Origin of the sequence: Streptosporangium sp. NPDC002721, from assembly GCF_042888905.1 — a bacterium.
Taxonomy (GTDB): Bacteria; Actinomycetota; Actinomycetes; order Streptosporangiales; family Streptosporangiaceae; genus Streptosporangium.
In genome coordinates this window covers 1-25,709 of the sequence record NZ_JBIAQI010000005.1, presented here as the reverse complement: position 1 = coordinate 25,709, position 25,709 = coordinate 1, and the positions used below count along the sequence as shown (strand labels likewise).

Annotated in this window: 16 protein-coding genes; 6 read left to right on the top strand and 10 right to left on the bottom strand. The window is 72.0% G+C overall.

Going from position 1 to position 25,709, the window contains the following annotated elements:
• Positions 1–100 precede the first annotated feature (100 nt).
• A complete protein-coding gene (locus ACFYWM_RS07895) occupies positions 101–2,038 on the top strand; it encodes a B12-binding domain-containing radical SAM protein (protein ID WP_389910325.1) in 1,938 nt (645 codons plus the stop codon).
• Between the two features lie 142 nt (positions 2,039–2,180).
• On the opposite strand, the gene ACFYWM_RS07890 is transcribed toward ACFYWM_RS07895, so the two are convergent.
• From ACFYWM_RS07890 to ACFYWM_RS07880, 3 genes are read right to left on the bottom strand one after another with little or no spacing between them, the layout of a single operon-like run.
• Positions 2,181–5,555 (bottom strand): amino acid adenylation domain-containing protein, encoded by a 3,375-nt coding sequence (locus tag ACFYWM_RS07890; RefSeq protein WP_389910322.1) that lies wholly within the window; start codon positions 5,553–5,555, stop codon positions 2,181–2,183.
• A 12-nt stretch (positions 5,556–5,567) separates the two neighbouring features.
• Positions 5,568–6,800, bottom strand: coding sequence for a cytochrome P450 (locus ACFYWM_RS07885; RefSeq protein ID WP_389910319.1), 1,233 nt, complete (start codon positions 6,798–6,800; stop codon positions 5,568–5,570).
• The gene (locus ACFYWM_RS07880) at positions 6,797–7,555 is read right to left on the bottom strand and encodes an FkbM family methyltransferase (RefSeq protein ID WP_389910316.1); all 759 of its coding nucleotides are present in this window, start codon (positions 7,553–7,555) and stop codon (positions 6,797–6,799) included. The genes ACFYWM_RS07885 and ACFYWM_RS07880 overlap by 4 nt, the downstream gene beginning before the upstream one ends.
• Before the next feature lie 121 nt (positions 7,556–7,676).
• Here ACFYWM_RS07880 and ACFYWM_RS07875 point away from each other — a divergent pair, with 121 nt between their 5' ends.
• Positions 7,677–9,044 carry an MFS transporter gene (locus tag ACFYWM_RS07875; protein ID WP_389910313.1) on the top strand — a complete coding sequence of 456 codons (1,368 nt, stop codon included), beginning with the start codon at positions 7,677–7,679 and terminating at the stop codon, positions 9,042–9,044.
• An 18-nt stretch (positions 9,045–9,062) separates the two neighbouring features.
• On the opposite strand, the gene ACFYWM_RS07870 is transcribed toward ACFYWM_RS07875, so the two are convergent.
• From ACFYWM_RS07870 to ACFYWM_RS07860, 3 genes are read right to left on the bottom strand one after another with little or no spacing between them, the layout of a single operon-like run.
• On the bottom strand, positions 9,063–9,821 hold the full coding sequence (locus ACFYWM_RS07870) for a thioesterase II family protein (protein WP_389910311.1): 759 nt from the start codon (positions 9,819–9,821) through the stop codon (positions 9,063–9,065).
• On the bottom strand, positions 9,818–11,791 hold the full coding sequence (locus ACFYWM_RS07865) for a non-ribosomal peptide synthetase (RefSeq protein ID WP_389910309.1): 1,974 nt from the start codon (positions 11,789–11,791) through the stop codon (positions 9,818–9,820). Before ACFYWM_RS07865 ends, ACFYWM_RS07870 begins: the two co-directional genes overlap by 4 nt.
• Positions 11,792–11,805: 14 nt before the next feature.
• On the bottom strand, positions 11,806–12,519 hold the full coding sequence (locus tag ACFYWM_RS07860) for an LmbU family transcriptional regulator (protein WP_389910306.1): 714 nt from the start codon (positions 12,517–12,519) through the stop codon (positions 11,806–11,808).
• Positions 12,520–12,785: 266 nt separating this feature from the next.
• Between ACFYWM_RS07860 and ACFYWM_RS07855 the strand changes: the two genes are divergently transcribed.
• Positions 12,786–14,219 (top strand): cation:proton antiporter, encoded by a 1,434-nt coding sequence (locus ACFYWM_RS07855; RefSeq protein WP_389910303.1) that lies wholly within the window; start codon positions 12,786–12,788, stop codon positions 14,217–14,219.
• Positions 14,220–14,312: 93 nt separating this feature from the next.
• Here the strand turns inward: ACFYWM_RS07855 and ACFYWM_RS07850 are convergent, their stop codons facing one another.
• The 4 genes from ACFYWM_RS07850 to purF form a co-directional block, all read right to left on the bottom strand.
• The gene (locus tag ACFYWM_RS07850; protein ID WP_389910300.1) at positions 14,313–15,341 is read right to left on the bottom strand and encodes a hypothetical protein; all 1,029 of its coding nucleotides are present in this window, start codon (positions 15,339–15,341) and stop codon (positions 14,313–14,315) included.
• A 118-nt stretch (positions 15,342–15,459) separates the two neighbouring features.
• Positions 15,460–16,800 (bottom strand): DegT/DnrJ/EryC1/StrS family aminotransferase, encoded by a 1,341-nt coding sequence (locus tag ACFYWM_RS07845; protein WP_389910297.1) that lies wholly within the window; start codon positions 16,798–16,800, stop codon positions 15,460–15,462.
• Positions 16,797–17,495 carry a class I SAM-dependent methyltransferase gene (locus ACFYWM_RS07840; RefSeq protein ID WP_389910294.1) on the bottom strand — a complete coding sequence of 233 codons (699 nt, stop codon included), beginning with the start codon at positions 17,493–17,495 and terminating at the stop codon, positions 16,797–16,799. The genes ACFYWM_RS07845 and ACFYWM_RS07840 overlap by 4 nt, the downstream gene beginning before the upstream one ends.
• Positions 17,496–17,527: 32 nt before the next feature.
• Entirely contained in the window at positions 17,528–18,973 is a 1,446-nt protein-coding gene (gene purF, locus ACFYWM_RS07835; RefSeq protein WP_389910291.1) for an amidophosphoribosyltransferase, read from the bottom strand.
• A gap of 118 nt (positions 18,974–19,091) precedes the next feature.
• On the opposite strand from purF, the gene ACFYWM_RS07830 reads away from it, so the two are divergent.
• From ACFYWM_RS07830 to ACFYWM_RS07820, 3 genes are all read left to right on the top strand, one after another.
• A complete protein-coding gene (locus tag ACFYWM_RS07830; protein WP_389910289.1) occupies positions 19,092–19,304 on the top strand; it encodes an MbtH family protein in 213 nt (70 codons plus the stop codon).
• 91 nt (positions 19,305–19,395) lie between these two features.
• A complete protein-coding gene (locus ACFYWM_RS07825; protein WP_389910286.1) occupies positions 19,396–21,852 on the top strand; it encodes an amino acid adenylation domain-containing protein in 2,457 nt (818 codons plus the stop codon).
• Positions 21,849–25,337, top strand: a complete 3,489-nt coding sequence (locus tag ACFYWM_RS07820; RefSeq protein WP_389910284.1) for a condensation domain-containing protein — start codon at positions 21,849–21,851, stop codon at positions 25,335–25,337. The genes ACFYWM_RS07825 and ACFYWM_RS07820 overlap by 4 nt, the downstream gene beginning before the upstream one ends.
• The last annotated feature ends 372 nt before the right edge of the window (positions 25,338–25,709 follow it).

Below are 25,709 nucleotides of genomic sequence, written 5' to 3'. Positions count from 1 at the left end.
CAAATGGCGCGCGTTGTTCGTCCCGTCCCCCTGTGAAAGCATGAGCGGATTCCATCCGATCGGCTTCAGCAATTACTCAGACTACGCAGGGACGAGCGTCATGAACACCAAAGTCACATTCGTCGAGCTGTCTGCATTCGAGGCCATCCTGCCCCTCGCCTCCGGTTACATGCAGGCCTACGCGCAGCACGATCCGGAAGTGGGACCGCGATGCGAGTTCGAGATCTACTCCGCCCCCGTATCCGCCGACCGGGAGGAAGTGATCGAAGAACTCCTCGGCAAACGCAGCGACGTTTACGCCATCAGTTGTTACATCTGGAACATCGGGTTCGCGCGCGCCGTGCTGGACGCGCTGCACGAGGGTCTCCCGCGGGCCCAGTTCATCCTCGGCGGCCCGCAGGTCATGCTGCACGCCCACGAGTACGTCGCCCCCGAGCGGGAGAACGTCGTCGTCTGCAACGGCGAGGGCGAGAAGACCATGGTGCAGTACCTGCGCCAGATCCTCGGCGACGAACCCGACTTCGCCGCCGTCCACGGGATCAGCTTCTGGCGCTCGGGGGAGCTCGTCACCACCGAGGCCGCCGAGCGGGTGCGCGACCTCATGGAGGTGCCCTCGCCCTTCACCTCCGGCGTCTTCGAGGAGGGCAAGTACACCACCGCCATCCTGGAGACCAACCGCGGATGCCCGTTCAGCTGCGGTTTCTGCTTCTGGGGCGCGGCCACCAACGACAAGGTGCACAAGTTCGAGGACCAGCGGGTCCGCGACGACATCACCTGGATCAGCAAGAACAACTTCGTGTCGATCTTCATCGCCGACGCCAACTGGGGCATGGCCCCGCGCGACGTGGAGCTCACCCGCCACCTGGTGGAGTGCAGCGAGGAGAACGGCTACCCGGTGATGGTCTCGATGGCCGCGGCCAAGAACAAGCCCGACCGGATGGCCGAGATCACCGAGATCCTGGTCCAGGGCGGCCTGCTGACCAGCCAGCCCATCTCCCTGCAGTCGATGAGCTCCAGGACCCTGGAGCTGGTCGACCGCTCCAACATCAAGCCCGCGACCTACACCGAGTTGCAAAGGACGCTCAGGGAGAAGCGCATCAGTTCATACATCGAGCTGATCTGGCCGCTTCCCGGAGAAACCCTGGACTCGTACAAGGAAGGGGTCGCGGAATTGTGCAGGCTGCGCGCGGACACTTTGATCGTCTATCCGCAGCTGCTTCTCCACAACACCTCGATCTACGCGAAGCGCGACCTTCTCGGGGTGCAGGTCGAACGCGTTCCCAGTGATGTCACCGAGGCCGATGTCGTGGTCGGCACCAACTGGGTCAGCCGCGCGGAGTGCGAGCGCGGCACCTGGTTCTACTACGCGGTCCACTCGCTCTACAACCTGCGCGGCCTGTATTACCTCGCCAATTACCTGGACAGGTCGGGAACCAGGAGGTTCGAGGACTTCTTCACCGATGCCGCGACGTATTTCGAGAGCCGTACCGACACCGAGGTCGCTGCTTTCTTCCGCGATTCGGTGGAGAAACTCTGGAACTACGACTTCCATAACTTCGGGATGGTCGCGCACATCGTCCTGCATTCGCACCGCGAGGAGTTCGACGGGCTGCTCGTCGACTTCGCGCGCGGCCAGTCCTGGTGGGAGGACGCCGAGGCGCGGGCCGCGTTCGAGCTCGACCTGCTGGCCAGGCCCTACATCTACCTGGCCAAGCCGACGCCGCCACGCTACGACTTCACCGAGCTGCGCGTCGAGTCGCGCCCGGCGGCGCGGGGGAGGACGACCTCGGTCGTGGACATGCCCGCCGCCCTGGCCGCCCTGCTCATCGACCTCGACGTGACCGGCCTGGAGGCCGGCCAGGAGAACCTCACCCGCCTGGAGCTCGACCACCCGCGCGGGCGCAAGCTGCCGTTCATGCCGGAGCGCAGCCTGGAGCACAACGCCTCCTACTGCCAGGGCATGGTGCTGCGGCTGCGGGAGTATCTCCCCACCTGGAAGCCGGTGTCCGAGACCGCCGCGCTGCCCGGCCGGCGCTGAGCCGCCCGCCCCCGGGACACACCGGGGACACACCGGGGGCACGCCGGGGCGCATGACGAGGGCCCGTGAGGATCATCCTCACGGGCCCTCGTCATGCGCGGCATCCCGCCCGGCGGGATGCCCGCCGCCCCCGACCAGGGACTCAGACCTTCGCTCCCGCCTTGGCCTCGGCCTTGGCCAGGGCGGCGTCCACCGCCTCGGCGAAGTCGGCGAGCACCGGGTTCTCGAACAGCACCCGGATCGGCACGTTCACCGAGAACCTCTCCCGCACCTGGGTGATCACCTGCGCGGCGACCAGGGAGTGGCCGCCGATCTCCAGGAAGTCGTCCTCGCGGGCGATCCTCCTGAGCTTCAGCACCTCGGCCCAGATCCCGGCGATCGTCTGCTCCGTCGCGGTCTGCGGCGCGTCGAAGTCGTCGTCCCCGCCGTCCCCGCCGCCCTCCAGGCCGGGCTCGGGCAGCGCCTGGCGGTCCACCTTGCCCGAGGAGGTCAGCGGCATCGCGTCCAGCGTCACGTACGAGGAGGGCAGCATGTACGCGGGCAGCGAGCCCTGCAGGAACCGGTGCAGCTCGCCGGTGAGGCCGCTGCGGTCGGCGATGATCCTGGAGGCGTCGTCCAGCACGACGTAGGCGACGAGCCGGTCGTCGCGCACCACGACCGCCGCCTCGCGCACCCCCGGGTAGCGGGTGATCGCGGCCTCGATCTCGGCGGGCTCCACCCGGAAACCACGGATCTTCACCTGGTGGTCCACCCGGCCCACGTACTGCAGCCGGCCGTCCGGCAGGTAGCGGACCAGGTCACCGGTCCGGTACAGCCGCGCGCCGGGAGGGCCGTAGGGGTCGGGCATGAACGACTGCGCGGTCAAGGCGGGCTTGCCCCGGTAGCCGTGGGCCAGGCCGGTGCCGCCGACGTACAGCTCGCCGGGCACGCCCGCGGGCAGCGGGTTGAGCCAGCGGTCCATCACGTAGGTCCTGAAGTTGGCCAGCGGCCGGCCGATCGGCGGCGCGTACGCGGCGGCGGGATCGCAGGCGCCCATCGTGGCGCACACGGTCGTCTCCGTCGGCCCGTAGGCGTTGACGAACACGCGGCCCGGACCCCAGGTCCGCACCAGCCCGGTCGGGCACTGCTCGCCCGCGACGACCATGAGCCTGACCGTGTCCAGCTCGTCGCCCCTGAGCGTGCTGAGGAACGTCGGCGGGAACGTGGCCGCGGTCACCCCCTGGTCGCGGATGGCCTTCGCCGTCTCCTGCGGGGTCATGTTCGACGGGTCCAGCACGCACAGCGCCGACCCGTTCAGCAGCGCCATCGTGATCTCCCAGATCGACGCGTCGAAGCTGAGCGAGGCGAACAGCGCCACCCGGTCGTCGGGTGCCAGGGAGAACTCCCGCGACAGGGTGGCGGCGAGGTTGCCGACACCGCGGTGCGGCACCTCCACGCCCTTGGGACGCCCGGTCGAGCCCGAGGTGTAGATGAGGTAGGCCGGGGCGTCGGGCGCGGGCGTCACGCCGGGGCTCGTGCCCGGCTCCTCCGCCTCGATCGTGCGCCACTCGGCGTCCAGCTCGATCGTGCGCACCCGGTCGTCGCGCACCCGGCCGGTGTGCTCGGCCCCGGTGAGGACGAGGCGGGTCCCGCTGTCGTCGAGGATGTGGCTCAGCCGGTCGGGCGGCAGCGCCGGGTCCAGCGGCAGGTAGACCCCGCCGGACTTGACGATGCCGAGGAAGGCGACGAGCGCCTCGGCCGAGCGGCCGGTCATCGAGCCGACGACGTGGCCGGGCCGTACCCCCTCGCGGATCAGCCGGTGAGCCACCCGGTTGGCGCGCTCGTCCAGCTCCCGGTAGGTCAGCCGCCGCTCGCCGGCGAGCACCGCGAGCGCGTCCGGGGCGGCGGCGGCACGCGCCTCGAAGAGGGCGCCGACACCGGCCTCCTCGTCGAAGGGGGCCTCGGTGCGGTTCCACTCCTCGACCACCAGCCGCAGCTGCTCGGCGTCCAGCAGGGACAGCGAGGAGATGGGCCGCCCGGGGTCGCGCACGGCGTCGGACAGCAGGGTGACGTACTGCTCGGCCCTGGTCCGGGCGCCCGGCTCGTCGAACAGGTCGAGCCCGTAGCGCATCTCCCCGTCGAGCGAGCCCGGCACCAGGACCAGCGCCAGGTCCGAGGCGAGCGGGAAGCGCCCGGCCGCCGGCTCCGAGGTTTGCACGCCCGGCAGTCGAAGCGCGCTCCAGGCCGGGACCCTCTGGTCGAACTCCGCCTGGTAGAGCGGCTGCACGCCGCTGGAGGCGTCCAGCTCCAGCTCCTCGGCCAGCCGGTGCGCCGGGTAGGAGCCGTGCGCGGCCGCCCCGTCCAGCGCGTCGCGCACCCGGGCGACGACGTCGGCGAAGGAGGGGTCGCCCTCGCAGCCGATCCGGATCGGGAACGCCGGAGCGCGCCCCCCGGCCGGCACGGGTACGCCGACCACGACCTCGTCCTGTCCCGACCAGCGGCACAGCGCGACCGCCCACGCGGCCAGCGTGACGGCCGTGGTGTCGGCGCCGGCCTCCCGCGCGGTCTCGTCCCGGCCCGACCAGCGGGACAGCGCCACCGAGCGCGCCTCCCGGGCGGCGGCCCCGGCCTCGCGCGCGAGGGCCTCGACCCGCGCGGCCGTCTCCGGCGGCACGGCGAAGGTCACCCGGGCACCCGTGAAGCCGGGCACGGCGGGACGGCCCCGGTCGGCGGGCAGGTCCAGGGCGGGGGGCATGCCGTCGAGCCGGTCACGCCAGTAGGCGAGGTCCCCGGTGTCCCCGGTGTCCCCGGTGTTTCCGGTGTTTCCGGTGTCCTCGCCGGTGGCGGGGGAGCGCTCGGGGGAGGTGGCTGTGGATCCATGACCGTTCGCGAAGCTCCCGCCGGGGACGCCGTCAGGGGTGCGGTGGTCATGAGCCCGGCCGTTAGGGGCGTGGCCGTTGGAGGAGTGGCCGTTGGAGGTCGCGGGGGAGTGACGGCCGTTCAGGGAACCGTTCGGAGAGCCGTTCGGGGGGCTCTCCTGGGAGGTGGCCGTGAGCGTGGCGCCCGAGGCTTCCTCGTACGCCCGGGAGATCTCCTCCGCGAGGCCCGCCAGGACGCGCTCGTCGGCCACGATCCGGTGCGCCGTCACGACGAGCGCGTGGTCGTCGTCGGCCATCCGCGCCAGGGCGACCCGGACCGGCGGGCCGGCGTCGAGGTCGAGACCCCGGTTGGCCTGCTCGGAGACGAGCCGTGCCAGCGCCTCCTCGCGGCGGCCCGCGTCGTGCCTGCTCAGTTCCACCGGCGAGGGGACGGTGACGGGCCGAGACCCGTCACCGGAACCGCCGGGCGGCGCCGGACGCAGGTCCTCGCGGGCCTCCAGCACGTGCTCCAGCGCGGTGGTCAGGGCCTTCTCGTCCAGGGGGCCGCGCAGCCGCGCCGCGAGCGTGACCTGGTCGGTGTGGTCACCGGGGGTTTTCGCCCGGTAGGACCTCCACCCGCTCTCCTGGATCGGCGACAGCGAAGTATTACTGTCCGGCATGGGGTGCTCCAATCAGTGCCCGGCGTGGTCGAGTTCGAGGTGGACGGGGACGCGGTCGACGCCCCACATGAGGTTCGAGCGCAGCCGCTTGACCGGCCCGGTGAGCTCCATCCGGGCCACCCGGCCGGTCAGCTCCTCCAGCAGCACGCGCAGCTCGAACCTGGCCAGCGCCGCGCCGATGCACAGGTGCTTGCCGAGGCCGAACGTGAGGTGCCGGTTGGGGGTGCGCCCGACGTCGAAGCGGCGCGCGTCGGGGAAGGCGTCCTCGTCGCGGTTGACGGCCGGGTGCCACACGCTGACCCGCTCACCGGCCCGGATGGTCTGGTCCCCGATCTTCGTGTCGCGCAGCGCGGTGCGCATGACGTTGAGGCTGGGGGCGGTCCAGCGCAGCACCTCCTCCACGGCGGTCGGGATGAGCGAGGGGTCCTCGCGCAGCCGCCTCCACTCGCCGGGGTTCTCCACCAGGGCGATGACGGCCCCCGCCGAGGCGTGCCTGGTCGTCTCGTTGCCCCCGGTGATGAGGCCGTTGATGTTGAGCAGGATCTCCTCGTCGGTGAGGGGCGTCCCGTCGATCCGGCCGCGGATCAGCACGCTGATCACGTCGTCGCCGAGGTTGTCGCGCCGCTCGGCCAGCAGGTCGGCGTAGTAGGCGAAGATGTTGGCGTTCGCCTCGGCCTTCTCGGCGTCGGAGATGACGTCGTCGGAGCTGGCGGAGCCGAACGCGGTGCGCGTCCACTGGATCATCAGGTCCCAGTCGGCGCGGGGCACGCCCAGCAGCTCGCAGATGACCGAGAGCGGGAGCCTGCCCGCCACCGTGTCGACGAAGTCGAACGAGTCCTTCTGGGCGTTCTCCTCCAGCATCCCGCCGACCGTCTCGCGCATCGCGCCCTCCAGGCGGCGGACCACCCGGGGGGTGAGCGCGGGGTTCATCACGTCGCGCAGCTGGCTGTGGCGGCCGTCGGTGACGATGAGCATCTTGCCCGCGGCGGCCCTGGCGGCCGACTCGGTCTGCCCGACCTGCATACCGCGCTCGGAGGTGAAATTCGTCTTGTCGAGATAGACGGCGACGCCGTCCGCGTATTTGGTGAAAGCCCAGAAGCTCGGCCCGTCGGACCTCTTGTTCCAGAACATCGGCCGGTGCTCCTGCAGGTAATGCAGGACGCCCAGGCCGGAGTCGGGGGCCGTGTAGATGTCCGGATCCGCCAGATCCAGCTCGTTGAGATTCACGGTCGTGTCCACTGTCATGGGGAATTCCTCCGTGCGTACACGTCGAAGATGTCCGTGTCCTTCAGCAGGGGGTCCTGGCCGATGTCGACCTGGAATCCACGGCCGGTGAGACCGTCGCGCACGGACGCGAGCCTGCCGCCGATGTCGTGGACCTGCATGACGATTTGGTCGATCGCCTCCCAGTCGCCGGGGGCGATTCCGTCCAGCACATCGCATTCGGCTTTCTCGACGTTGATTTTCAACAGTCCTATGCGGTCGACGCCCTCGGTGGCCATCACCTCGGAGATCGTCCGCACCTGGCACTCCTGCTTCTCCGTGACGTGCCTGCCCTCGGCCATGTCGGTCACGTCCTCGGGGGCGAAACCGCTGTTGGCCAGGAACGTCCTCGTCACCTCGGCGTCGTGGTCGACGTCGGTGTACATCCCCGACATCGCGGTGGTCTCCGGGTAGACGGTGAGAACCGCCGTCCCCGGGGTATGGGAGAGCGCGCAGTCGAACGCCTTGGCGTTCAGGCCGTGGGCGGACAGATTCGCGCACAGCGCGTCGTAAAGCGGCCTGGCGGGCTCGAAGGCGAGAATTCGCGTGCCCGGACATTCCCAATGAAACGCCAGGGCGGCGATTCCGATGTTAGCCCCCACGTCGAACACCGTCATTCCCGGCTCAAGGCGCACGTCATGTCTGAAGTAGCTTCTGTCGCCCACGATACTGCGATACTGCAGGCTGGTCTCGGCGGGATTGAGCTGGAATACCACATGGCCGTCGGGGAGTGTCATCTGGCGCACTCGATGATTGTTTTCCAGTGCGCCTCTCGTATGATTTCGCATATCATCACCCTTAACAAAAACATTGTTCCAGTCAACCAGAGGTGAAACTCCACAAGGACGGAATGATCTTATGGACACTCAGAGAACGGAAGTCGGGGCGCCGGAGGAAAAGCCGCCCTCTCTCTGGCGCAACGCCGACTTCAACCGGCTCTGGACCGGTCAGTCGATCTCGGTCCTCGGCTCCGAGCTGACCACCCTGGCGCTCCCGCTGACCGCGATCCTCATGCTGCAGGCCAGCTCCTTCGAGGTCGGCCTGCTCAACGCCATGCGCACGATCGCCGCGCTCCTGCTGACGCTGATCGCGGGGGTGCTCATCGACCGCTACCGCCGCAGGCCCCTGATGGTCGGCTCCGACATCGGGCGTGCCGTGGTCGTGGCCCTCATCCCCCTCGCGGCCTTCGTCGGTTTCATGGACATGTGGGTGCTCTACGTGGTCGCGGTGGTGGTCGGCGGCCTCTCGGTGGTCTTCGAGATCGCCTACGCCGCCTACATGCCGACCCTGCTGAGCGAGGAGCAGCTGGTCGCGGGCAACAGCCGGATGGCGGCGACCGAGTCGGTGGGCGCCATCGCGGGCTCCAGCGCCGGAGGCGTGCTCATCGACCTGTTCCGGCCGGCGTACGTGATGATGGGAGACGCGATCTCCTTCCTCGTCTCCGCCTTCGCCCTGTCGCGCATCCGCCACGTCGAGCCGCCCGTCGAGCGCCGGAGCACCCAGGGCCGGGGCGCGGTCGCGGCGATGCTCCACGACATCAAGCACGGCCTGAAGGTCACCTACCGCAACGACTACGCCCGGCCGCTGATCATCAACTCCGCCGGCGCGAACTTCGGGTCGATGATGATCCTGACCCTGTTCATCCTGTACGCGGCCAGGGACCTCGGCATGTCGGGCACCTGGATCGGCTTCATCTACGCGGTGGGCAGCATCGGCGGCGTCGTCGGCGCCGTCTTCGCGAGCAAGCTGTTCGAGAAGGTCGGCTACGGGCGCGGCATCATGACCGCCCTGATCGCGTTCCGGGTGCTGTGCTTCACGCCGTTCGTGGCCGGTCCGCAGTGGCTGCAGATCACGCTGTTCTCGGTGATCTGGTTCGTCACGGTGTTCGGCGTGGTGGCCGGCAACATCGGCCAGCTCACGCTCTTCCAGTACGTCATCCCCAACCACCTGCGGGGCCGGGTCATCGGCGCGAGCCGCGCGGTCTACCTCGGCATCCTGCCGATGGCCGCGATGCTGGCCGGGGTGCTGGGCGAGCTGATCGGCATCAAGCCCGCCATCTACGCCGGTGCCGCGTTCCTGCTGCCCTGGATCATCCTGCTGTTCCTGTCGCCGGTGCCGAACCTGCGCAGGCTGGAGGACGCCGAGCTCCTGCAGGACGACCCGGAGCCCGCCGGGACCGGCGGACCCGGCGGGCGCGAGGACGGCAAGGACGGCAAGGACGCCTGACATCCGAGATCGACCGGCTCAGCCGGGGACGCGCGCGGACATGCTCCGCGAGATCTCGTCCAGCAGGGCGGCGGGCGCCTGGAGGTAGCTCCAGTGCCCGCCGTCCAGCACGGTGTAGCGGGCCTCTCCGTAAGCCTCCCAGCCGTCCATCTGCTCCGGGGGGATCTGCGTGTCGCCCGACCAGCCGATCGCGGTGATCGGGCACGGCAGCTCCACCGGGTCGGTCTTGTCGAAGCGGCCGTAGGCGGCCACGTCGGCGCGCATGACGTCGGCGGCCATGTCCACCAGCTCGGGCAGCGGCTCCGCGCCGCGAGCCCGCATGAGGTCCGACACCAGCGCGCCCACCTGCTCCTCGTCGAGTTTGAGGATGCTCGGCCACGAGGCCCGGTGCGGCGGGACCATCGAGGAGGCGAACAGGTGCGCGGGCAGCGGCCCGCCGCGCTCCATGAGCAGCAGCGTCGCCTCGTAGCCGATGAAGACCGTGCCGCAGTGGCTGATGAAGCCGAACGGCCGGTCAAGGTAGGGCTCCAGACCCTCCAGCATCTCGGCGGCGACGGCCGCGTAGCTCTCGAACAACGGCTCGCGCAGCCGGTTCTCCCTGCCGGGCAGCTGCACCGGGCACAGCTCGATCCCGTCCACCTCGGCCGGCCACCCGTGGTACATCGACGCCCCGGAGCCCGGGTAGGGCAGGCACCACAGCCTGGCCCGCGCCCCGGGGTCTGGGGTGCGCAGCAGCCACGTGGGACGGCTCTTCCTCCGCTTCCTCTCGGTCGTCATCTCGTCTTTCCTTCCGCCTTGATGTTCCGGATGAGGGTCTCGGGGGTCGGCGCCCGCAGGAAGTCGCGCAGCCGGATCCGCACGCCGTAGCGGCTCCCGATCCGCTCGACGAGGCGGGTGGCCGACAGGGAGTCGCCGCCGGAGCGGATGAAGTGGTCGCCCAGCGCGCCGCGCGCCCCGAGTGCCTGCTCCCACAGCTCCAGCACCCCCGCGGTCACCGGGTCGGCGTCCTCCTCGCGCCCGCCGTCGCCCCGGGGAGCGGCTTTCGAGTCGTCGGCTCCCGGGAGACGGTCGGATTCGGGGAGACCGGTTCCCGGAGGGCCGCCCCACGAGGGCGCGGGCAGCGCGCGGCGGTCCACCTTGTTGCTGGAGTTCAGCGGCAGCCGCTCCATCGCGGTCCAGGCGGTCGGCACCATCGGAGCGGGCAGCCGGGCCGCGGCGAAGGCGCGCAGTTCCCCGGCGCGGGGCTCCCCGGCACGCGGTTCCCCGGCCTCGTGCGCGACGCCGTCCGCGACACTTCGCGAGACGCCGTCCGCGACACCGTCCGCGACACCTCGCGCGGCGCCGTCCGCGACACTTCGCGAGACGCCGTCCGCGACACCGTCCGCGACACCTCGCGCGGCGCCGTCCGCGACGCCGTTCATGTCGTCGGCCGTGGTGGCGGCGTAGACCACGTAGGCGCACAGCCTCAGGTCGCCGCCGGGGCCCGGCACGCCCGTCACCACGCACTCGCGCACCGCCGGGTGGTCGAGCAGCACGGCCTCCACCTCAGCGGGCTCCACCCGGTGGCCACGGATCTTGACCTGCTGGTCGACACGGCCGTGGTGCTCCAGCCGCCCGTCCGGCCGCTCCCGTACGAGGTCGCCGGTCCGGTAGACGCGGCCGCCGCCGCCCGAGGGGTCGGGCAGGAAGCGTTCGGCGGTGCGGGCCGGTTCGCCCAGGTAGCCCCGGGCCAGCTCGGGCCCGGACACGAACAGCTCACCGACCTCGCCCGCCGCGACCGGTTCCAGCCCGGAGGTCAGGACGGGGACGCCGACGCCGGGCCAGGCGCGCCCGATGGGGGGCCGGGCGCGCCTGGCGGTCTCGTCGGCCGTGACCGAGGTGCAGCGGTCCTCCAGCGGGACCAGGCAGCTCGTCACGCCGTTGGCCTCGGCGGAGCCGTACTCCACCGCGACCTCGAACGGCAGGCCGGGCGAGGGCCACACGCGCACCGCGTCGCTGCCGACCGTCATGAGCCGCAGCGCCGTCTCCCCGGGCCACGGCAGGCCGTACAGCAGCTCGGCGAGCGGCATGTTCACGTACGAGCGGGTGATGCCGGAGGCGACCATCCAGTCGCGCAGCTCCGGCGGCGAGCCCGCGGTCGCCGCGTCGGCGACGTGCACGCTCGCGCCGGAGCAGAGGTAGGGCCACAGCTCCACCACCGAGACCGACGAGGCCGGGGGAGCCAGCCAGCTGGAGCGGTCGCCGGGGGTGATGCGGTACGCCTCGGCGTGGGTGGCGACCCGGTGGGCGATCGCCCGGTGGGTCACCCCGACGAGCTTGGGCCGCCCCGTCGACCCGGAGGTGTGCACCGCGTACGCGAGCTGGTCCTCGTGCACGGCGACGCCGGGCCTCTCGTCGGAGGGTCCGGCGTCGAAGGCGTCGAAGGCGTCGACGGGGCCGTCGATCACCACGGGAGCGCCGTCGAGGACCGCGGCGACGCGGTCCTCGGGCCAGCCGGGGTCGAGCAGCACCGCCGCGCCGCCCGCCTTGCAGACGGCGAGCAGCGCGACGAGCAGGTCGGGGGAGCGGTCCAGCCGCAGGGGGACCAGGGTCTCGGGGCCGACGCCGCGTCGCAGGAGCGACCGGGCGAGGCCGTTGGCACGGGCGTCGAGGTCCCCATATGTGAACAGGACGGCCCCGGAAACCAGGGCCGTCCTGTCCGGAGCCTCGGACGCCTTCTTCTCGAACAACGTGTGGACGGCGCCCACCTGTCCTCCGTTCCTCACCCGGCCTTGGCGTCGTGGATCCCGCGCGCGGGGATCTGGCCGGTGGCGACCTGGTTGAGGACGAGCCGCGCCCACTCCTCCACGCTGCGGTTCATCCGGCGGGCCGCGTCACGCCACGACTGCTCCTGGTCGACCGGTACGTCGATGTGGATGACGGCCTTCTCCTTGGCGGCCGCGTCCCGGCCCGAGGCCGACAGGGCGGCGGTGCGGTGTGCCTTGATCTGGCTGCGGAGGCGGTTCCTGGACCAGTTGAAGCGCTCGGCGCGGTCGAGCCAGAGCATCTGCTCGTGCTCGGGGAGCGCGGCCACTTCGGCGTGGTGCTGAAGGCTGAGCTTATCCCGCCGGCGGGATACCGGGAATCGCCGCGCGACCCAGGCGTAATTGCGCAGGGTCTGGATATCGAGGGAGCTCTCCTCGACCGCTCTCTTGTAACGGTCGGTGTATTCGGTTTCGCCGTAGACCAGCCAGTCGCCGAGCCACCAGGCGGAGGAGTCGGCGATGAGGGAGATCTGGTGGCCGATCCGCCGCCAGGTGTCGAAGGGGAGGCTCGACGGGAGCTGGAGCCCGGTTCGCCGAGGCTTGGCGGACGCGTCCAGGGCCAGCTTGGAGCCCTGGGAGGGGGCGCGACGCGGGGCCGGGACGGAGGGCCTCTCATCACTGGGCGGCGGGGCTTGGCGGTTCGCCTCTCGGTTGGGGGAGAGCACCTGCATGCGACTGTTCCTCCGGATTTCTGTGCACTTGGAGTGAGTCAGGACGATCCCTTACCCGCCGTTCTGGAAAGCGCACTTTCGATCATGAGTAATTTTCGAATGGTCTTCCTGATGTACAACGGAAAGACGAGATCAAGCCTTTGACCAGCTGAGTCTCTAGTCAGGTCTGCAATTTTTTCTGCTCTGTGGTATACGCGCCGGTTCGGAGTTCAACCTCCCGGAAATGGAATTGATCCATCATGTATCCAAGGTTTCGGCCCGCGAATATGCGCACGCTGCGTCGCTCCCTGGTCGCGTACGGTCTCGCGGTCGTGCTGCCCTCCGTGCTCGCGCTGCTGATGCTGGCGCTCGACCCGGGGACGGCCACCGGCCCCGTCCCGGTGCCCTCGGTGGAGCCGGGGCGGCGGGAGGAGGTGCCGGCCACGCCCCTGCTGCTGCTGTCGATCACCGTGGTCGTCGCGCTGGCCCATCTCGGCGGGGCCGTCCTGCGAAGGCTGGGCCAGCCCCGGGTGATCGGGGAGATGGCCGCGGGCATCGTGCTCGGCCCCTCGCTGCTCGGCGCCGTGTGGCCCGGGGCCTACCACGCGCTCTTCCCCGGCGAGGTCATGCCGTACCTGAACCTGCTGGCCCAGTTCGGGCTGGCCTTCTTCATGTTCCTGGTCGGGATGGAGCTGCGTGGCGACCTGCTGCGCGGGCGGGGCGCGATCGCGGTGCTCTGCGGGCAGGCGAGCGTGGCGATCCCGTTCGCGCTGGGGGTCGCGCTGGCCCTGCTGATCTACACGCCGCTGGCGACCGCGTCCGTCGGGTTCCCGGTCTTCGCGCTGTTCGTCGGCGCCGCGCTCAGCGTCACCGCGTTTCCCGTACTGGCCAGGATCCTGATGGAACGCGGGCTCTTCCACACCCCGACCGGGGCGCTGACCGTCACCTGCGCCGCCATCGCCGACGTGACCGCGTGGCTGCTGCTGGCCGTGGCGGTCACCATGGCCAAGGGCTCCTCACCCGCCGAGGCGCTGCGCACGCTCGCCCTGACCGCCGCCTTCGCCGCCGTCATGGTCTGGGGGGTACGGCCGCTGCTGGCCCGGCTGCTGCGCCGGGGGCTCTCCCAGGAGGCGACGCTGCCCGTCGTCGTCGTGGGCCTGCTCGTCTCCGGGCTGCTGACCGAGCTGATCGGCATCCACCTGATCTTCGGCGCGTTCCTGTTCGGCGCCCTGTTCCCGCGCGACGGCGACGTGCGGCTGCGGCGGGTACGCGAGCGCACCCAGGACTTCACCACCTCCTTCCTGCTGCCGCCCTTCTTCGCCTTCGTCGGGCTCAACACCCAGATCGGGCTGATCGGCCAGGACCTGGCCATGTGGGGCTGGTGCCTGCTGATCCTCGTCGTCGCGGTGGCGGGCAAGGTCGGCGGCGTGCTGGTCATCGCCAGGCCGATGGGCGTGCCGGGGCGGGAGGCCGCGCGGCTCGGGGTGCTGATGAACTGCCGGGGGGTGACCGAGCTGGTGATCCTGAGCATCGGCCTCGGCCTGGGCATCATCACCCAGGCGCTGTTCACGATGCTGGTGATCGTCGCGCTGGTCTCCACGGCCGCGACCGCGCCCCTGCTGGGGTTGCTGGACCGCTGGGACGCGCGGCGCGACGGGGAGGCGCGGGACGGGCTCCCAGGGGAGCCCGAGCGGGCGGGGTCGGTGCCCCGGTCCGCCTGAGTACGGGGCGGCGCGCCGATCCGCCCGGGGACACCCGGGGACACAGGGCCGGGGAGCGGGGCGGATCAGGAGGGGGACGAGGGCGGGGCGGGGTCAGGAGGCGCGGGGCAGCGGCCGGGGCTCCGTGCCCAGCTCGCGCAGCTTGGCGTGCACCTCGTCGGGGCTCTCCCCGGCGACGGTGAGCCGGGAGGTGGCGAACACCTCGCCGTCGGCGTCGGTGATCGGGTCGCCGCTGTAGGGGACCTCGCCGCTGAAGCGGGCGGCGTGGAGATGGTCGCGAAGCTCGGGCCGGGCGTGCAGGGAGAAGATCGGCAGCCGGGTCGCCATCGCGGCCAGCCGCATGGTGCCCGACACCCGGGGGTTGATCTCCAGCAGGTGCACCTCGCCGCTGCGGGTCAGCAGGAACTCCACCTCCAGGTAACCGTGCGCCTCGGCCAGGTCGGCCAGCCGCTTGCCGACGGCCCGCAGCTTGCGCTCCCAGGTGCCGCCGAGCGCCGGGCCGGGGCACAGCCGCAGCCGCTGCCACGGCGGGACCAGGTCCGGCGAGGTCTCCCCCTTCCAGACCGGCGGGAACGTCGCCGTGCCGTGCTCGTCGCGGTAGACCAGCACCGAGTACTCGATCCCGTCGACGTACAGCTCGCTCAGCTCGTTGGGGGCCAGCTCGCACTCGCCCGCGCGGGCCAGCCGGGTGCCGACGCTCTGCGTGCCGTGCCGGTCCTTGATGACCACCGGGGTGTCGGGGCCGGCCTCGGGCAGCGGCTCGCCGGCCCGCGCCCACGGCGGCGAGACCAGGCGGTAGCGGTCGAAGAACTCCTTCATCAGGATCTTGTCGCTGCCCAGCGAGGCGCACAGCCGCGACTGGCACTCGGCCTGGTGGCCGAGCTCGCGGAGCCGGAAGGCCATCAGCTGGTCGCGGCCGAGCGTCGTGTGGCTGGAGTGGAAGACCACCGTCGCCCGCGGGGCCCGGCCGATCGCGTCGAGCAGCGGGGCCACGTCGACACGGTGGTCCTCGCCGGTGAAGACCGCCCGGTCCCGGGGACCGAGGTCGACGAAATGGTCGAACCAGCTCTCCAGGCTGGTGGGGGCGACGGCGTGAATGACGGGAGACGTTTGTCGGCTCATGTGGATTACTCCGGAATCGACGTCGGAAACACTGAAACACTGAAACGCTGCGAACGCTGAAACGCCGCGGACGCTGCGGACACGAGAAACGCGGGAAACGCCGCGAACAGGAACGACGTTACGCGGTACGCGCCATCGAGAACGCGTCGTCGAACGCCTCGAGATACGCGCCGACCAGCGGCGAACCGGCCTCCCAGAGGAAATTCACCGGCAATTTCATCCACCGGGCGAACAATTCCGCGGAACGCGGGAACGGCCGGTCGTTCACCGCCGCCGCGGCCCGCACGGCGGCGGCGACCTGGGGCGACCAGTCGGGCGCGGTGCCCTGGAAGAGCGGGAAGACGTGCAGCGGCCGGGTGGCCGGGGCGCGCACCTTCAGGCCGCGCTCCTGACCGGCCGCCACCAGCCCGTCCCGGCTGAACGGGCACTCCGGCGTCACCTCGACGACCCCGTCGTACCAGGCCCCCATCGTGACGCCCTCGGCGACGGGGGAGGGCCGCACGCCCGGCAGCTCGCCGAGCCCCGCGGCCAGGGCGGACATGTTGGCCACCCTGCGCTCCACCAGCTCGTCCAGGCGGTCGAGGTGGCTCTGGGCGAGCACGGCGCCCGGCGTGGAGATGCGGAAGTTGCCGCCGAGACCGGTCAGCAGGAACGGCTTGTAGCGGACGGCGTCGATGGTCAGGTCGGTGCGGTGCCGGAAGTTGGTCAGCAGGCAGGCGCGGGCGAAGACGTCCTCGGAGTCGGTGAGGAGCATGCCGCCCATGCCCCCCGAGATCAGCTTCCTGCCGCCCACGCTGAAGACCGAGATGTCTCCCATGGAGCCCACCGGCTGGCCGCGGAAGGTGGAGCCGTGGGCGTGCGAGCAGTCCTCGACCAGGGCGAGCCCGCGCCGGTCGGCCACCGCGCGCAGGGCGTCCATGTCGCAGCTGTGGCCCCACAGGTGGGTGACGACGATCGCGACCGTACGGGGGGTGACCAGCGCCTCCACGTCCGCCGCGGCCACGTTCCCCGAGGCGTCGCCCGCGTCGCAGAGCACCGGTACCGCGCCCAGCAGGAACAGCGGCGAGGCGGTGCTGAAGAACGTGAGGTCCGGGACGATCACCTCGTCGCCCGGCCCGATGCCCAGCGCGAAGTAGGCGGCCAGCAGCCCGGCCGTGCCGGAGGTGAGCGCCAGCGCGTGGGCGCGGCCGTGCCGCTCGGCGAACGACCGCTCCAGCCCGGCCAGCTCGGGCCCGTAGTCGTAGTCGAACGTGCGCCCCAGCGTCACCAGCTCGGCGACCCTGGCCGCCACGCCGTCGTCGTAGACCGGCCATTCGAGCGGGTGCCGTGGTTCCCGGGGTCCCGGGGGTCCCTGGGGTCCTGGAGGCTCCACCCCGGTCCTGGTCTCCCGCGCGCCCGCGCGGCCGGGGCCGGGGGAGACCGGCTCGCCCCCGGCGCGGCCGGGTCCGAGGGGGCTCACGCGCCACCTCCCTTGAGGGCGACGAGCCTGGTCACCGCGTGGGTGTGCGGCTCCTCGTGGCCCTTGTGCGTGTGCGTGGAGTCGGCGTCGGTGGCGCTCAGCACGGTCCAGCCGGAGTACCTGTCGAGGTACCACTCGTGGGGCAGCAGGACCGGCATGCGCATCTCGCCGGCGGGAGGTACGTAGGCGTGGCCGCGGTTGAACATCAGCAGGGCGTTCACCCCTCCCGGCCTGGTCGCGGCCTGGAGCCTGGCGACGACGTCGGCGACCTGTGCCTCGTCCTCCAGCCAGTGCAGGACGCTGCACGCCAGCACCCCGTCGAACGAGGCGGGCTCCAGCCCGGCGGTGCGAGCGTCGCCCTGCCGCCACTCGATCCCCCCGGCGTCGCCCCACGCCCGCGCGCCGTTCTCCAGCGCGGCGGCCGAGACGTCCATCGCCAGCACCCGCGCGCCCCGCTGGGCGAGGCGTACCGCGTTGCGTCCCTCGCCGCACCCGACGTCGAGGACGGCGGGCGCGTCCGGGCCGGCCGGAGCGGAGGGCGGGCCCACCTCCTCGGGCGCCCCGGGCAGGGAGAGGGCGTCCCCCAGCACGTCCGAGAGCCGGTCGGGCCTGCGCCCCCACAGGCAGGCGGTCCTGGTGTAGCGGGCGTCGCAACCACCGTCGTCGTAGCCGTACGGCTGTGTTTTGGGTTCCATCTGGCGGAGGCTAGGCGCGGCCTTGATCACCGTCAACGGGGGTGGACGGCCGTCCGGGGCGCCGCGTGCCGCGGGGCCTGTGCGGGTACGAGCTTCAACTTGTCGCGCTCCGGGCTCACCGGGGTGGGGTACTCGCCGGTGATGCAGCCCTCGCACAACCCCTCGCCCGCCGCGCTCCCGACCGTGTGGCGCATGCCTTCCACCGACAGGTACGCCAGGCTCGTCGCGCCGATGATCCGGCACACCTCCCCGGCGTCGCGGCCGGTCGCCACCAGCTCGCCGGTGTCGACGATGTCCACCCCGTAGTGGCAGGGCGCGATCAGCGCGGGCGCGGCGATCCGCACGTGCACCTCGCTCGCCCCCGACTCGCGCAGCAGCGTGACGATGCGCCGCATGGTGGACCCGCGCACGATCGAGTCGTCGACCACCACGACCCTGGCCCCGTCCACCGGCGATCCGATCGAGAACTTGCGCCGCAGCTTGCGCTCGCGCCGACGCTGATCGGGCTCGATGAACGTCCTGCCCACCTGCTCGTCGCGGACCAGCGCCCCGGCGAGCGGGAGCCCGGCCGCCCGCGCGTACCCCCGGGCGGCGGGCACGCCGGAGGCGGGGACGGCCACGACCAGGTCGGCGTCCGCCGGGGACTCCAGCGCCAGCCGCTCGCCGAACGCCATCCGCGTCGCGCCGGTCCTGGCGCCGTCGATCCTGGAGTCCTGCCTGGTCAGGTAGAGGTGCTCGAACACGCAGAAGCTGCGCGGGGCGGGGGCGGCCACGCGGTGCGCCCCGATCAGGCGGCCGTCGCGCAGGATCAGCAGCTCACCCGGTTCCACCTCCCGCTGCTCGGGGCAGCCGAGCGCGTCGAGCGTGCAGGTCTCCGAGGCGACGACCGCCCTGCCCTCGGCGAACCCCGCGACCAGCGGACGCAGGCCGTGCGGGTCCCTGAAGGCCACGAGCAGGTCGCCGACGGCGCACACCACCGAGTACGCGCCGCGCAGCGCCCGCACGGCCCGCGCGACCGCCGCCACGATCGGGTCGCCCGTCTGGGGATCGGGGGTGTCCAGGGCGTCGGCCAGCAGGGCGAGGATGACCTCCGAGTCGCTGGTCGAGCGGAACCCGTACCCCTCGCGGCCGAGCCGGGCGCGCAGGTCGGCGGCGTTGGTGAGGTCCCCGTTGTGCGCCAGCGCGACGCGACGCGCCTCGTGGACGAAGGGCTGGGAGTTCTCCAGCAGAGTGGCGCCCGTGGTCGAGTACCTGGTGTGGGCGACCGCGACCCTCCCGGCGGGCCAGGCGTCGCGGGCCGGGTCACCGCACTCGGAGCGTGAGGCGAATCCCAGCGACCGCCGGACCTCCACACCCCCCGGCCCGGCCACCGCGATGCCCCAGGACTCCTGGCCACGGTGCTGCAGGGTGACGAGCCCGTCGAAGGCCGGCTGCCCGGCGGTCCCGTCGAGAACAGATACGCCGGCTATTCCACACATAGCTCCCCTTCAAAACCCTAACATTTCCTGGAAAGTGCGTTAAATCGCTTCTGCTTGACCATGGCATTGTCTGATTGCAACGTCGTGTCGAATGGCGAATGAAGCGAAGGAGATTCGAATGGCCGAGTCCGTGGACACCGCCGAGTACACAGTGGTGCTCAATCACGAGGAGCAGTACTCCATATGGTGGGCCGACCGTGACATTCCCGAGGGCTGGCGGAGCACCGGCCACAGCGGCACCCGCGAGGAGTGCCTGGCCCACATCGAGGAGGTCTGGACGGACATGCGTCCGCTGAGCCTGCGCCGCTGGATGGACGGCGAGCGGTCCTGACCCGCTCATCCCGGAACGACGAGCGGTCCTGAGCCGCCGATCCCGGACGACGAACGGTCCCCCGAGGACGGTCCCCATAAGGAGGAGCCCGATGGACACGATCCAGGAGCACGACGCGCGCCTGGTCGTCGAGGAGTGGAACCGCACCGAGCTGGCCGACGAGCCGGCGACCGTCATCGAACGGTTCGCCGCCCAGGTCGCCAGGTCGCCCGCCGCCCCGGCGCTGACGGACGAGGAGGGCACCGCCCTCACCTACGACGAGGTACGCCGCGCCGCCAACCGCCTGGCCGGGCACCTGCTCGGCCTCGGCCTGCGCCGCGAGGACCGCTGCGCCATCTACCAGCGCCGCTCGGCGAGCACGGTCGTGTCCATGTTCGCGACACTGGCGGCCGGGGGCGCGTACGTCCCGGTCGACGAGGGCAACCCGCCCGAGCGGGTCGAGGCGATCCTGCGCGACGCCGGCACCGCCGTGGTGCTGGCCGACTCCACCACCGAGGCCGAGGTGCCGCCGGGCCCGTGGTGCGTGGTGAACGTCGACGACCACCCCGGCAGCGACGAGAGCGACCCCGGCGTGCCGCTGCACCCGGCCAACCTCGCCTACGTCATGTACACCTCGGGCAGCACGGGAGCGCCCAAGGGGGTCCTCATCGAGCACCGCGCGGTCACCGCGTTCGTCCGGGGCGCCCAGCACCTGTACGGGCTCTCGCCGCGTGACCGCTTCGTGCAGTTCTCCTCGATCGCCTTCGACGTCTCCACCTTCGACGCCTTCGGGGCGCTGCTGTCGGGAGCGGCCCTGCACGTCGCCTCCGCCGAGACCCGCACCTCCTCCGAGCGCTTCCGCGACCTGCTGCGCGAGCGCCGCATCTCCGTCTACATGGGCACCCCCGGGGTGCTGAGGCTGCTGGAGCCCGGTGACTTCCCCGACCTGCGGGTCGTCGCCGTCGGCGGCGAGACCTACTCGGGCGAGTTCACCACCCGCTGGGCGGCCGGGCGCAGGTTCGTCAACAGCTACGGGCCCACCGAGACCACCGTCGGCGTCATCACCCAGGAGTGCGAGGGGCACTGGGACACCTCGCCGCCCATCGGCCGCGCCATGCCCAACCACCGGGCCTACGCCCTGGACGAGGAGATGCGCCCCGTGCCGATCGGCACCGTCGGCGAGCTGTACGTCGGCGGCCCCGGCCTCGGGCGCGGCTACCTGGGCCGCCCCGGCACGAGCGCGGCCTCCTTCGTCCCCGACCCGTTCGCCACCACGCCCGGCGAGCGGCTCTACCGCACCGGCGACCTGGTGCGCTGGACCCCCGAGGGAGAGCTGGTCTTCGCCGGGCGGGCCGACCGCCAGGTCAAGGTGCGCGGCGTCCGCGTCGAGCTGGAGGAGATCGAGGCGACCCTCTGCAGGCACCCCGACATCGCGCACGCCGTGGTCGAGGCGGAGGCGCGCGACGACGGCGACGCCCGCCTGATCGCCTACGTCGTCTCCACGGCCGGGGAGCCGCCCGGCGTGGGCGAGCTGCGCGAGATCGCGGCCCGGTGGCTGACGGCGCCGCTGGTGCCCAACGAGTTCGTCCACGTGCCGGAGATCCCGCTCACCCCGGCCGGCAAGGTCGACCGCGACGCCCTGGCAGAGGCCAGGGGGGCCAGGGAGGAGCGCACCGCCCCGGCCACCGAGGCCGACGACGGTGAGTGGACGCCGACCCGGCGCAGGGTCGCCGAGGAGATCGTGAAGCCGCTGCTCGGCGTCGACTCCCTCGGCCCGCACGACCACTTCTTCGAGCTGGGCGGCACCAGCATCCAGGTCATCCAGCTCCTGGGCAGGGTGCGCACGATCTTCGGCATCGAGGTGCCGGTCGTCGAGTTCTTCGACCGGCCCACCATCGCCGGGGTCGCCGACGCCGTCGACTCCGAGGTCCGCTCCGACATCAAGGACATCGTCCGCGAGGGCTGGGACGACATCGCCGACCGTTACGCCGCCTTCCAGTCGGAGTTCTCCGACGGCCCCCGCATGACCTGGACCGACCACCTGCTCGGCATGCTGCCCGGCGAGGGCGCGGCCGTGCTGGAGCTGGGCGTCGGCGGCGGCCACGAGTCGTCGCGCCGCCTGGCCGAGGCGCACGCCCTCACCGCCGTGGACATCTCCGCCGAGCAGCTCAAACTCGCCGAGAAGACCCTGCCGGGCGCGACGCTCGTCCAGGCCGACATGGCCGAGGCGGAGTTCCCCGAGGCCTCCTTCGACGCCGTCGTGTCCATCTACACCCTCACCCACCTGCCCAGGGAGGAGCTACCCGGCCTGCTGGAGGGCATCTCCCGCTGGCTGAGGCCGGGCGGCCTGCTGCTGGCCACGCTCATGACCGAGGACATCCCCGGCGCGGTCGAGGAGTGGTTCGGCTCGACGATGTTCTTCTCCGGCTTCCCCACCGAGGAGAACCTGCGCCTGCTGCGCGAGGCGGGCCTGGTCCCCGAGCGCGAGGAGGTCGTGGCGCAGCGGACACCGCTCGGGGAGTCGCGCTTCCTCTGGGTGATCGCGAGGAAGACGGAGGGACCGTCGTGACCGGTCTGCCCGTCCGCACCGCCCCGCTGTCCTACCTCCAGGAGCAGCTCTGGTTCGTCGAGCAGGACGACCCGGGCAACGGCTCGTACAACGAGCTGAAGGTGCTCGTCCTGGACGGCGCGCTCGACGCCGCCAGGCTCGGGCGGGCGCTGGAGCGGGTGGTCGCGCGGCACGACGTGCTGCGCACCACCTTCGTCTACCAGGGCGCGGAACCGGTGCAGGCGGTCTGGGACCGGGGCCCCGTGCTGCGCGAGGCGGCCGTCGGCGGCGAGCAGGCGCTCATGGAGTACGCCCGCGAGGTCGCCGAGGCCCCCTACGACCTGGCCTCGGGACCGCTGCTGCGCGCCTCGCTCGTCACGCTCGGCGCGGACCGGCAGGCGCTCGTGCTGGGGGTCCACCACATCATCAGCGACGGGTTCTCGATGAACCTGCTGCTGGACGAGCTGGACGCCGCCTACCGGGGCGAACTCCCCGGCGGCCTCCCCGGTGAGCCGCAGAGCGGGCCGCGAGACGAGTCACGGGACGGGGCGCCGGGTGGACCGTGGAGCGAACCGGCCGCCCAGTACGGCGACTTCGCCCGCTGGCAGCGCGAGCAGTTCGCCGGGGGCCGCCTGGCCGCCGACGTCGACCACTGGCGGCGCGAACTCGACGGCGCGCCCACCGTGCTGGAACTGCCCGCCGACCGGCCCCGGCCGCGCCGCCGGGCCAGCGCGGGCAGGCGCGAGCGCTTCCCGCTCGACCCCGCCCTGACGAGCCCGCTCGGCGAGGTCGCCGAGCGGGTCGGCGGCACCGTCTTCACCGTGCTGCTCGCCGCCTTCGCCGCCACCCTCTACCGCTACACGGGACGCGGCGACATGGTGCTCGGCACCGGCGCCCCCGGCCGTCCCGGACGCGAGTTCGACGGCGCGCTCGGCTTCTTCGCCAACATCGTGCCCGTACGGCTGCGCCCGGCCGGCGAGACGCCCTTCACCGACCTGGCCGACGCGGTCAGCGAGGCCGCCTTCGACGCCTTCGACCACCAGTACGTGCCCTTCGAGAAGCTCGTGGAGTTCCTCCAGCCCGAGCGCGACGCCGGGCACACCCCCCTCGTGCAGGTCGTCTTCACCATGTGGGACGCCGGGGCCGCCGAGCGCACCCTCGGCGGCGTGCCCGCCGCGGAGGTGGAGGTGGCGCGCGGCCGGTCCCGCTTCGACGTCGCGGTCGAGGCCGTGCGCCGGGGCGACCGGGTCGACTTCTTCGTCGAGTACGACGACGCCCTCTTCGACGAGGCCACGGTCGCCCGCCTGATGCGCCACTACGAACGGGTGCTGCGGGCGGTCGCCGACGACCCCGCCCGGACGGTGGCGGACATCCCGATGATCGCCCCGGAGGAGTGGTCCACCCTCACCCAGGGCGACGTGACCGTGCTCGACCACGACGGCAACGTGCTGCCCGCCGGAGCCGTCGGCCAGCTGGTCCACAGCTCCGGCGGCGAGAACGGGGCCGGTCCCGCCGGTCCCACCGGCCGCCTGGCCACCCGCAGGCCCGACGGGCGCGTGGTCGAGCGCGGGCGCGAGGACCGGCTGGTCGGTCTCGGCCCGTTCCAGGTGCAGCTGGAGGACGTCGAGGAGGTGCTGCGCGCCCACCCCGCCGTGCGCGACGCCGCCGTTATCGCCGTCGAGGGCGGAGCGGGCCGCGAGCTGGTCGCCTACACGGTCGCCGAACCGCCCCCCGACGAGCTGCGCGCCGTCCTCGTCGAGCGGCTGCCGCAGTACATGGTGCCCGCCGCCGTCGTGCCGGTGGACCACATCCCGCGTACCGAGGACGGCCGTGTCGAGACCGGGCTGCTCCCCGACGCGGGCGAGCGCGGCGAGCGGACCGAGCTGCCCGCCCTGGAGGCCGCGCTCTGCGTCATCTGGGCACGCGTGATGAACCTCGACGTGGTGGAGCCCGACGACGACTTCTTCGCCCTGGGCGGCCACTCGATGCTGGCGGCCAGGCTGGTGCGCGAGATCGCCTCCGTGCTCGCCGTGCGCGTACCGCTGATGGCCCTGTTCGAGAACTGCACCCCCGCCGACCTGGCCGACCACATGGCGGCCAGGCACCCCGCGCTGGAACACACGCTCGGCGACGCGGGCCGCGCCGGTCGCGCGGGCCGTACGGTCTTCACGCAGGAGGCGGAGGAGACCGGGGAGACCGAGGAGCCCGACACCAGCGCGCTGTCCACCGCGCAGCTGCAGATCTGGATCAACGAGCAGCTGGCGGGCGGCGACGCGCGCGACTTCATCGCCGCCGTCACCTACCGGGTGCGCGGCCCGCTCGACGTGGACGCCCTGCGCGGCGCCTTCGACGCGCTGGTCGCGCGGCACGAGAACCTGCGCGCCCGCGTGGCGCTCGTCGGCGACGTGCCGGTGCTGCGCTTCGACCCCGGCGTACGCGTCGAGCTGCCCGTCGAGGACCTCACCGGCCTGCCCGAAGACGAGCGGGCGCGGGAGGCGGCCCGCCGCACCGCGCGCGACGCCGGCACCGGCTTCGACCTGTCCACCGCGCCTCTCGTACGGGCCACCCTCTACCGGCTCGGCGAGGACGACCACGTCCTCGCGCTCGTCCAGCACCACCTGGTCACCGACGGGGTGTCCATCGGGCTGCTCGTGGGCGAGCTGGGCCGCCTGTACTCGGAGCGGGACGCCGCGCCCGCCGCGCCGCACCTGCGCTTCGCCGACTACGTGGCCTGGGAGCAGGCCTGGCTCGGCGGGCCCGAGGCCGCGGCCTCGGAGCGGTTCTGGCGCGAGCGGCTGCGCGAGGCGCCCGAGCTGGTCCTGCCCAGGACGCGCGAGGGGCGGCGCGAGGGCCGCGACACCGAGATGATCGCCCACCGCCTGCCGCACGCCGAGTCGCGCAGGCTGCTCGCGCTCGCCAGGCAGAGCAGGGCCACGCCCTACATGCTGGTGACGGCCGCGTTCGCGGCGATGCTGGCGCAGTGGAGCGGCCAGGACGACGTGGTGATCGGCACCACCGCCGACAACCGGCCGCTGCCCGGCCTGGAGGGCGTGGTCGGCTGCTTCGTCAACATGGTGGCGCTGCGCGTCGACTGCGGCGGCGACCCCACCTTCGCCGAACTGGCCGGTCGGGTGCGCAGGACCGTGCTGGAGGCCTACGCCCACCAGGGCACCCCGTTCAACGAGGTGGTGCGGGCCTTGAAGATCCACCCCGATCCGCGCCGGATGCCGCTGTTCCAGGTGACGTCCGACTGGGCGGGCGACGGCCCCGCGATCCCGGAACTGGCCGGGTGCGAGGTCGGCTTCGACTACGTGCACACCCGGGCCAACCGCTACGAGCTGGAGATGTACGCCGGCATGGCGGGGGAGCGGGTCGTGCTCGACCTGGAGTACGCCGTCGAACTCTGGGACCGCAAAGAGGTCGAGGAACGCCTGGAGCGGGTGGCGGCCCTGCTCACCCGGGCCGTGGTGGAACCGGAGACCAGGATCTCGAAGCTGCTCGCCTGACCGGGCACACGTCGTGAGGCGGCCTCCTGGCGGGGGGAGGCCGTCTCACCATGTCCGGGATCCGATGGGCGGAGGCGTACAACGCGGCGACCTTCCGGGACGGCATGGCTTCGGCAACCGTCGCCGTTACCGGCGTCACCCCTTGTGAGGGCGGACTCCTCTGATCGGTTTGTTCACACGCACCAGGACGTGAAGTCCGCGTCGCCGGGCACAAGACCGCGGGCGTCCCCGCTCGAAAACGGGAACGCCCGGGTCGACCGTGTGCGCTGTGGTGTGCGGTGGGGTCAGCTGACGGTGTTGGGTTGGGCGGACAGGAGGGTTTGGGACCAGCCGTTGGTGTCGACGGTGCCGTGGCCGGTGATGTCGTCGCCG

Coding starts and splice junctions, on each gene's coding strand:
- ACFYWM_RS07875 (WP_389910313.1), top strand. CDS start 7,677: ATGGACACTCAGAGAACGGAAGTCGGGGCGCCGGAGGAAAAGCCGCCC.
- ACFYWM_RS07860 (WP_389910306.1), bottom strand. CDS start 12,519: ATGCAGGTGCTCTCCCCCAACCGAGAGGCGAACCGCCAAGCCCCGCCG.
- ACFYWM_RS07850 (WP_389910300.1), bottom strand. CDS start 15,341: ATGAGCCGACAAACGTCTCCCGTCATTCACGCCGTCGCCCCCACCAGC.
- ACFYWM_RS07830 (WP_389910289.1), top strand. CDS start 19,092: ATGGCCGAGTCCGTGGACACCGCCGAGTACACAGTGGTGCTCAATCAC.
- ACFYWM_RS07855 (WP_389910303.1), top strand. CDS start 12,786: ATGCGCACGCTGCGTCGCTCCCTGGTCGCGTACGGTCTCGCGGTCGTG.
- ACFYWM_RS07840 (WP_389910294.1), bottom strand. CDS start 17,495: ATGGAACCCAAAACACAGCCGTACGGCTACGACGACGGTGGTTGCGAC.
- purF (WP_389910291.1), bottom strand. CDS start 18,973: ATGTGTGGAATAGCCGGCGTATCTGTTCTCGACGGGACCGCCGGGCAG.
- ACFYWM_RS07870 (WP_389910311.1), bottom strand. CDS start 9,821: ATGACGACCGAGAGGAAGCGGAGGAAGAGCCGTCCCACGTGGCTGCTG.
- ACFYWM_RS07880 (WP_389910316.1), bottom strand. CDS start 7,555: ATGACACTCCCCGACGGCCATGTGGTATTCCAGCTCAATCCCGCCGAG.
- ACFYWM_RS07890 (WP_389910322.1), bottom strand. CDS start 5,555: ATGCCGGACAGTAATACTTCGCTGTCGCCGATCCAGGAGAGCGGGTGG.
- ACFYWM_RS07825 (WP_389910286.1), top strand. CDS start 19,396: ATGGACACGATCCAGGAGCACGACGCGCGCCTGGTCGTCGAGGAGTGG.
- ACFYWM_RS07885 (WP_389910319.1), bottom strand. CDS start 6,800: ATGACAGTGGACACGACCGTGAATCTCAACGAGCTGGATCTGGCGGAT.
- ACFYWM_RS07895 (WP_389910325.1), top strand. CDS start 101: ATGAACACCAAAGTCACATTCGTCGAGCTGTCTGCATTCGAGGCCATC.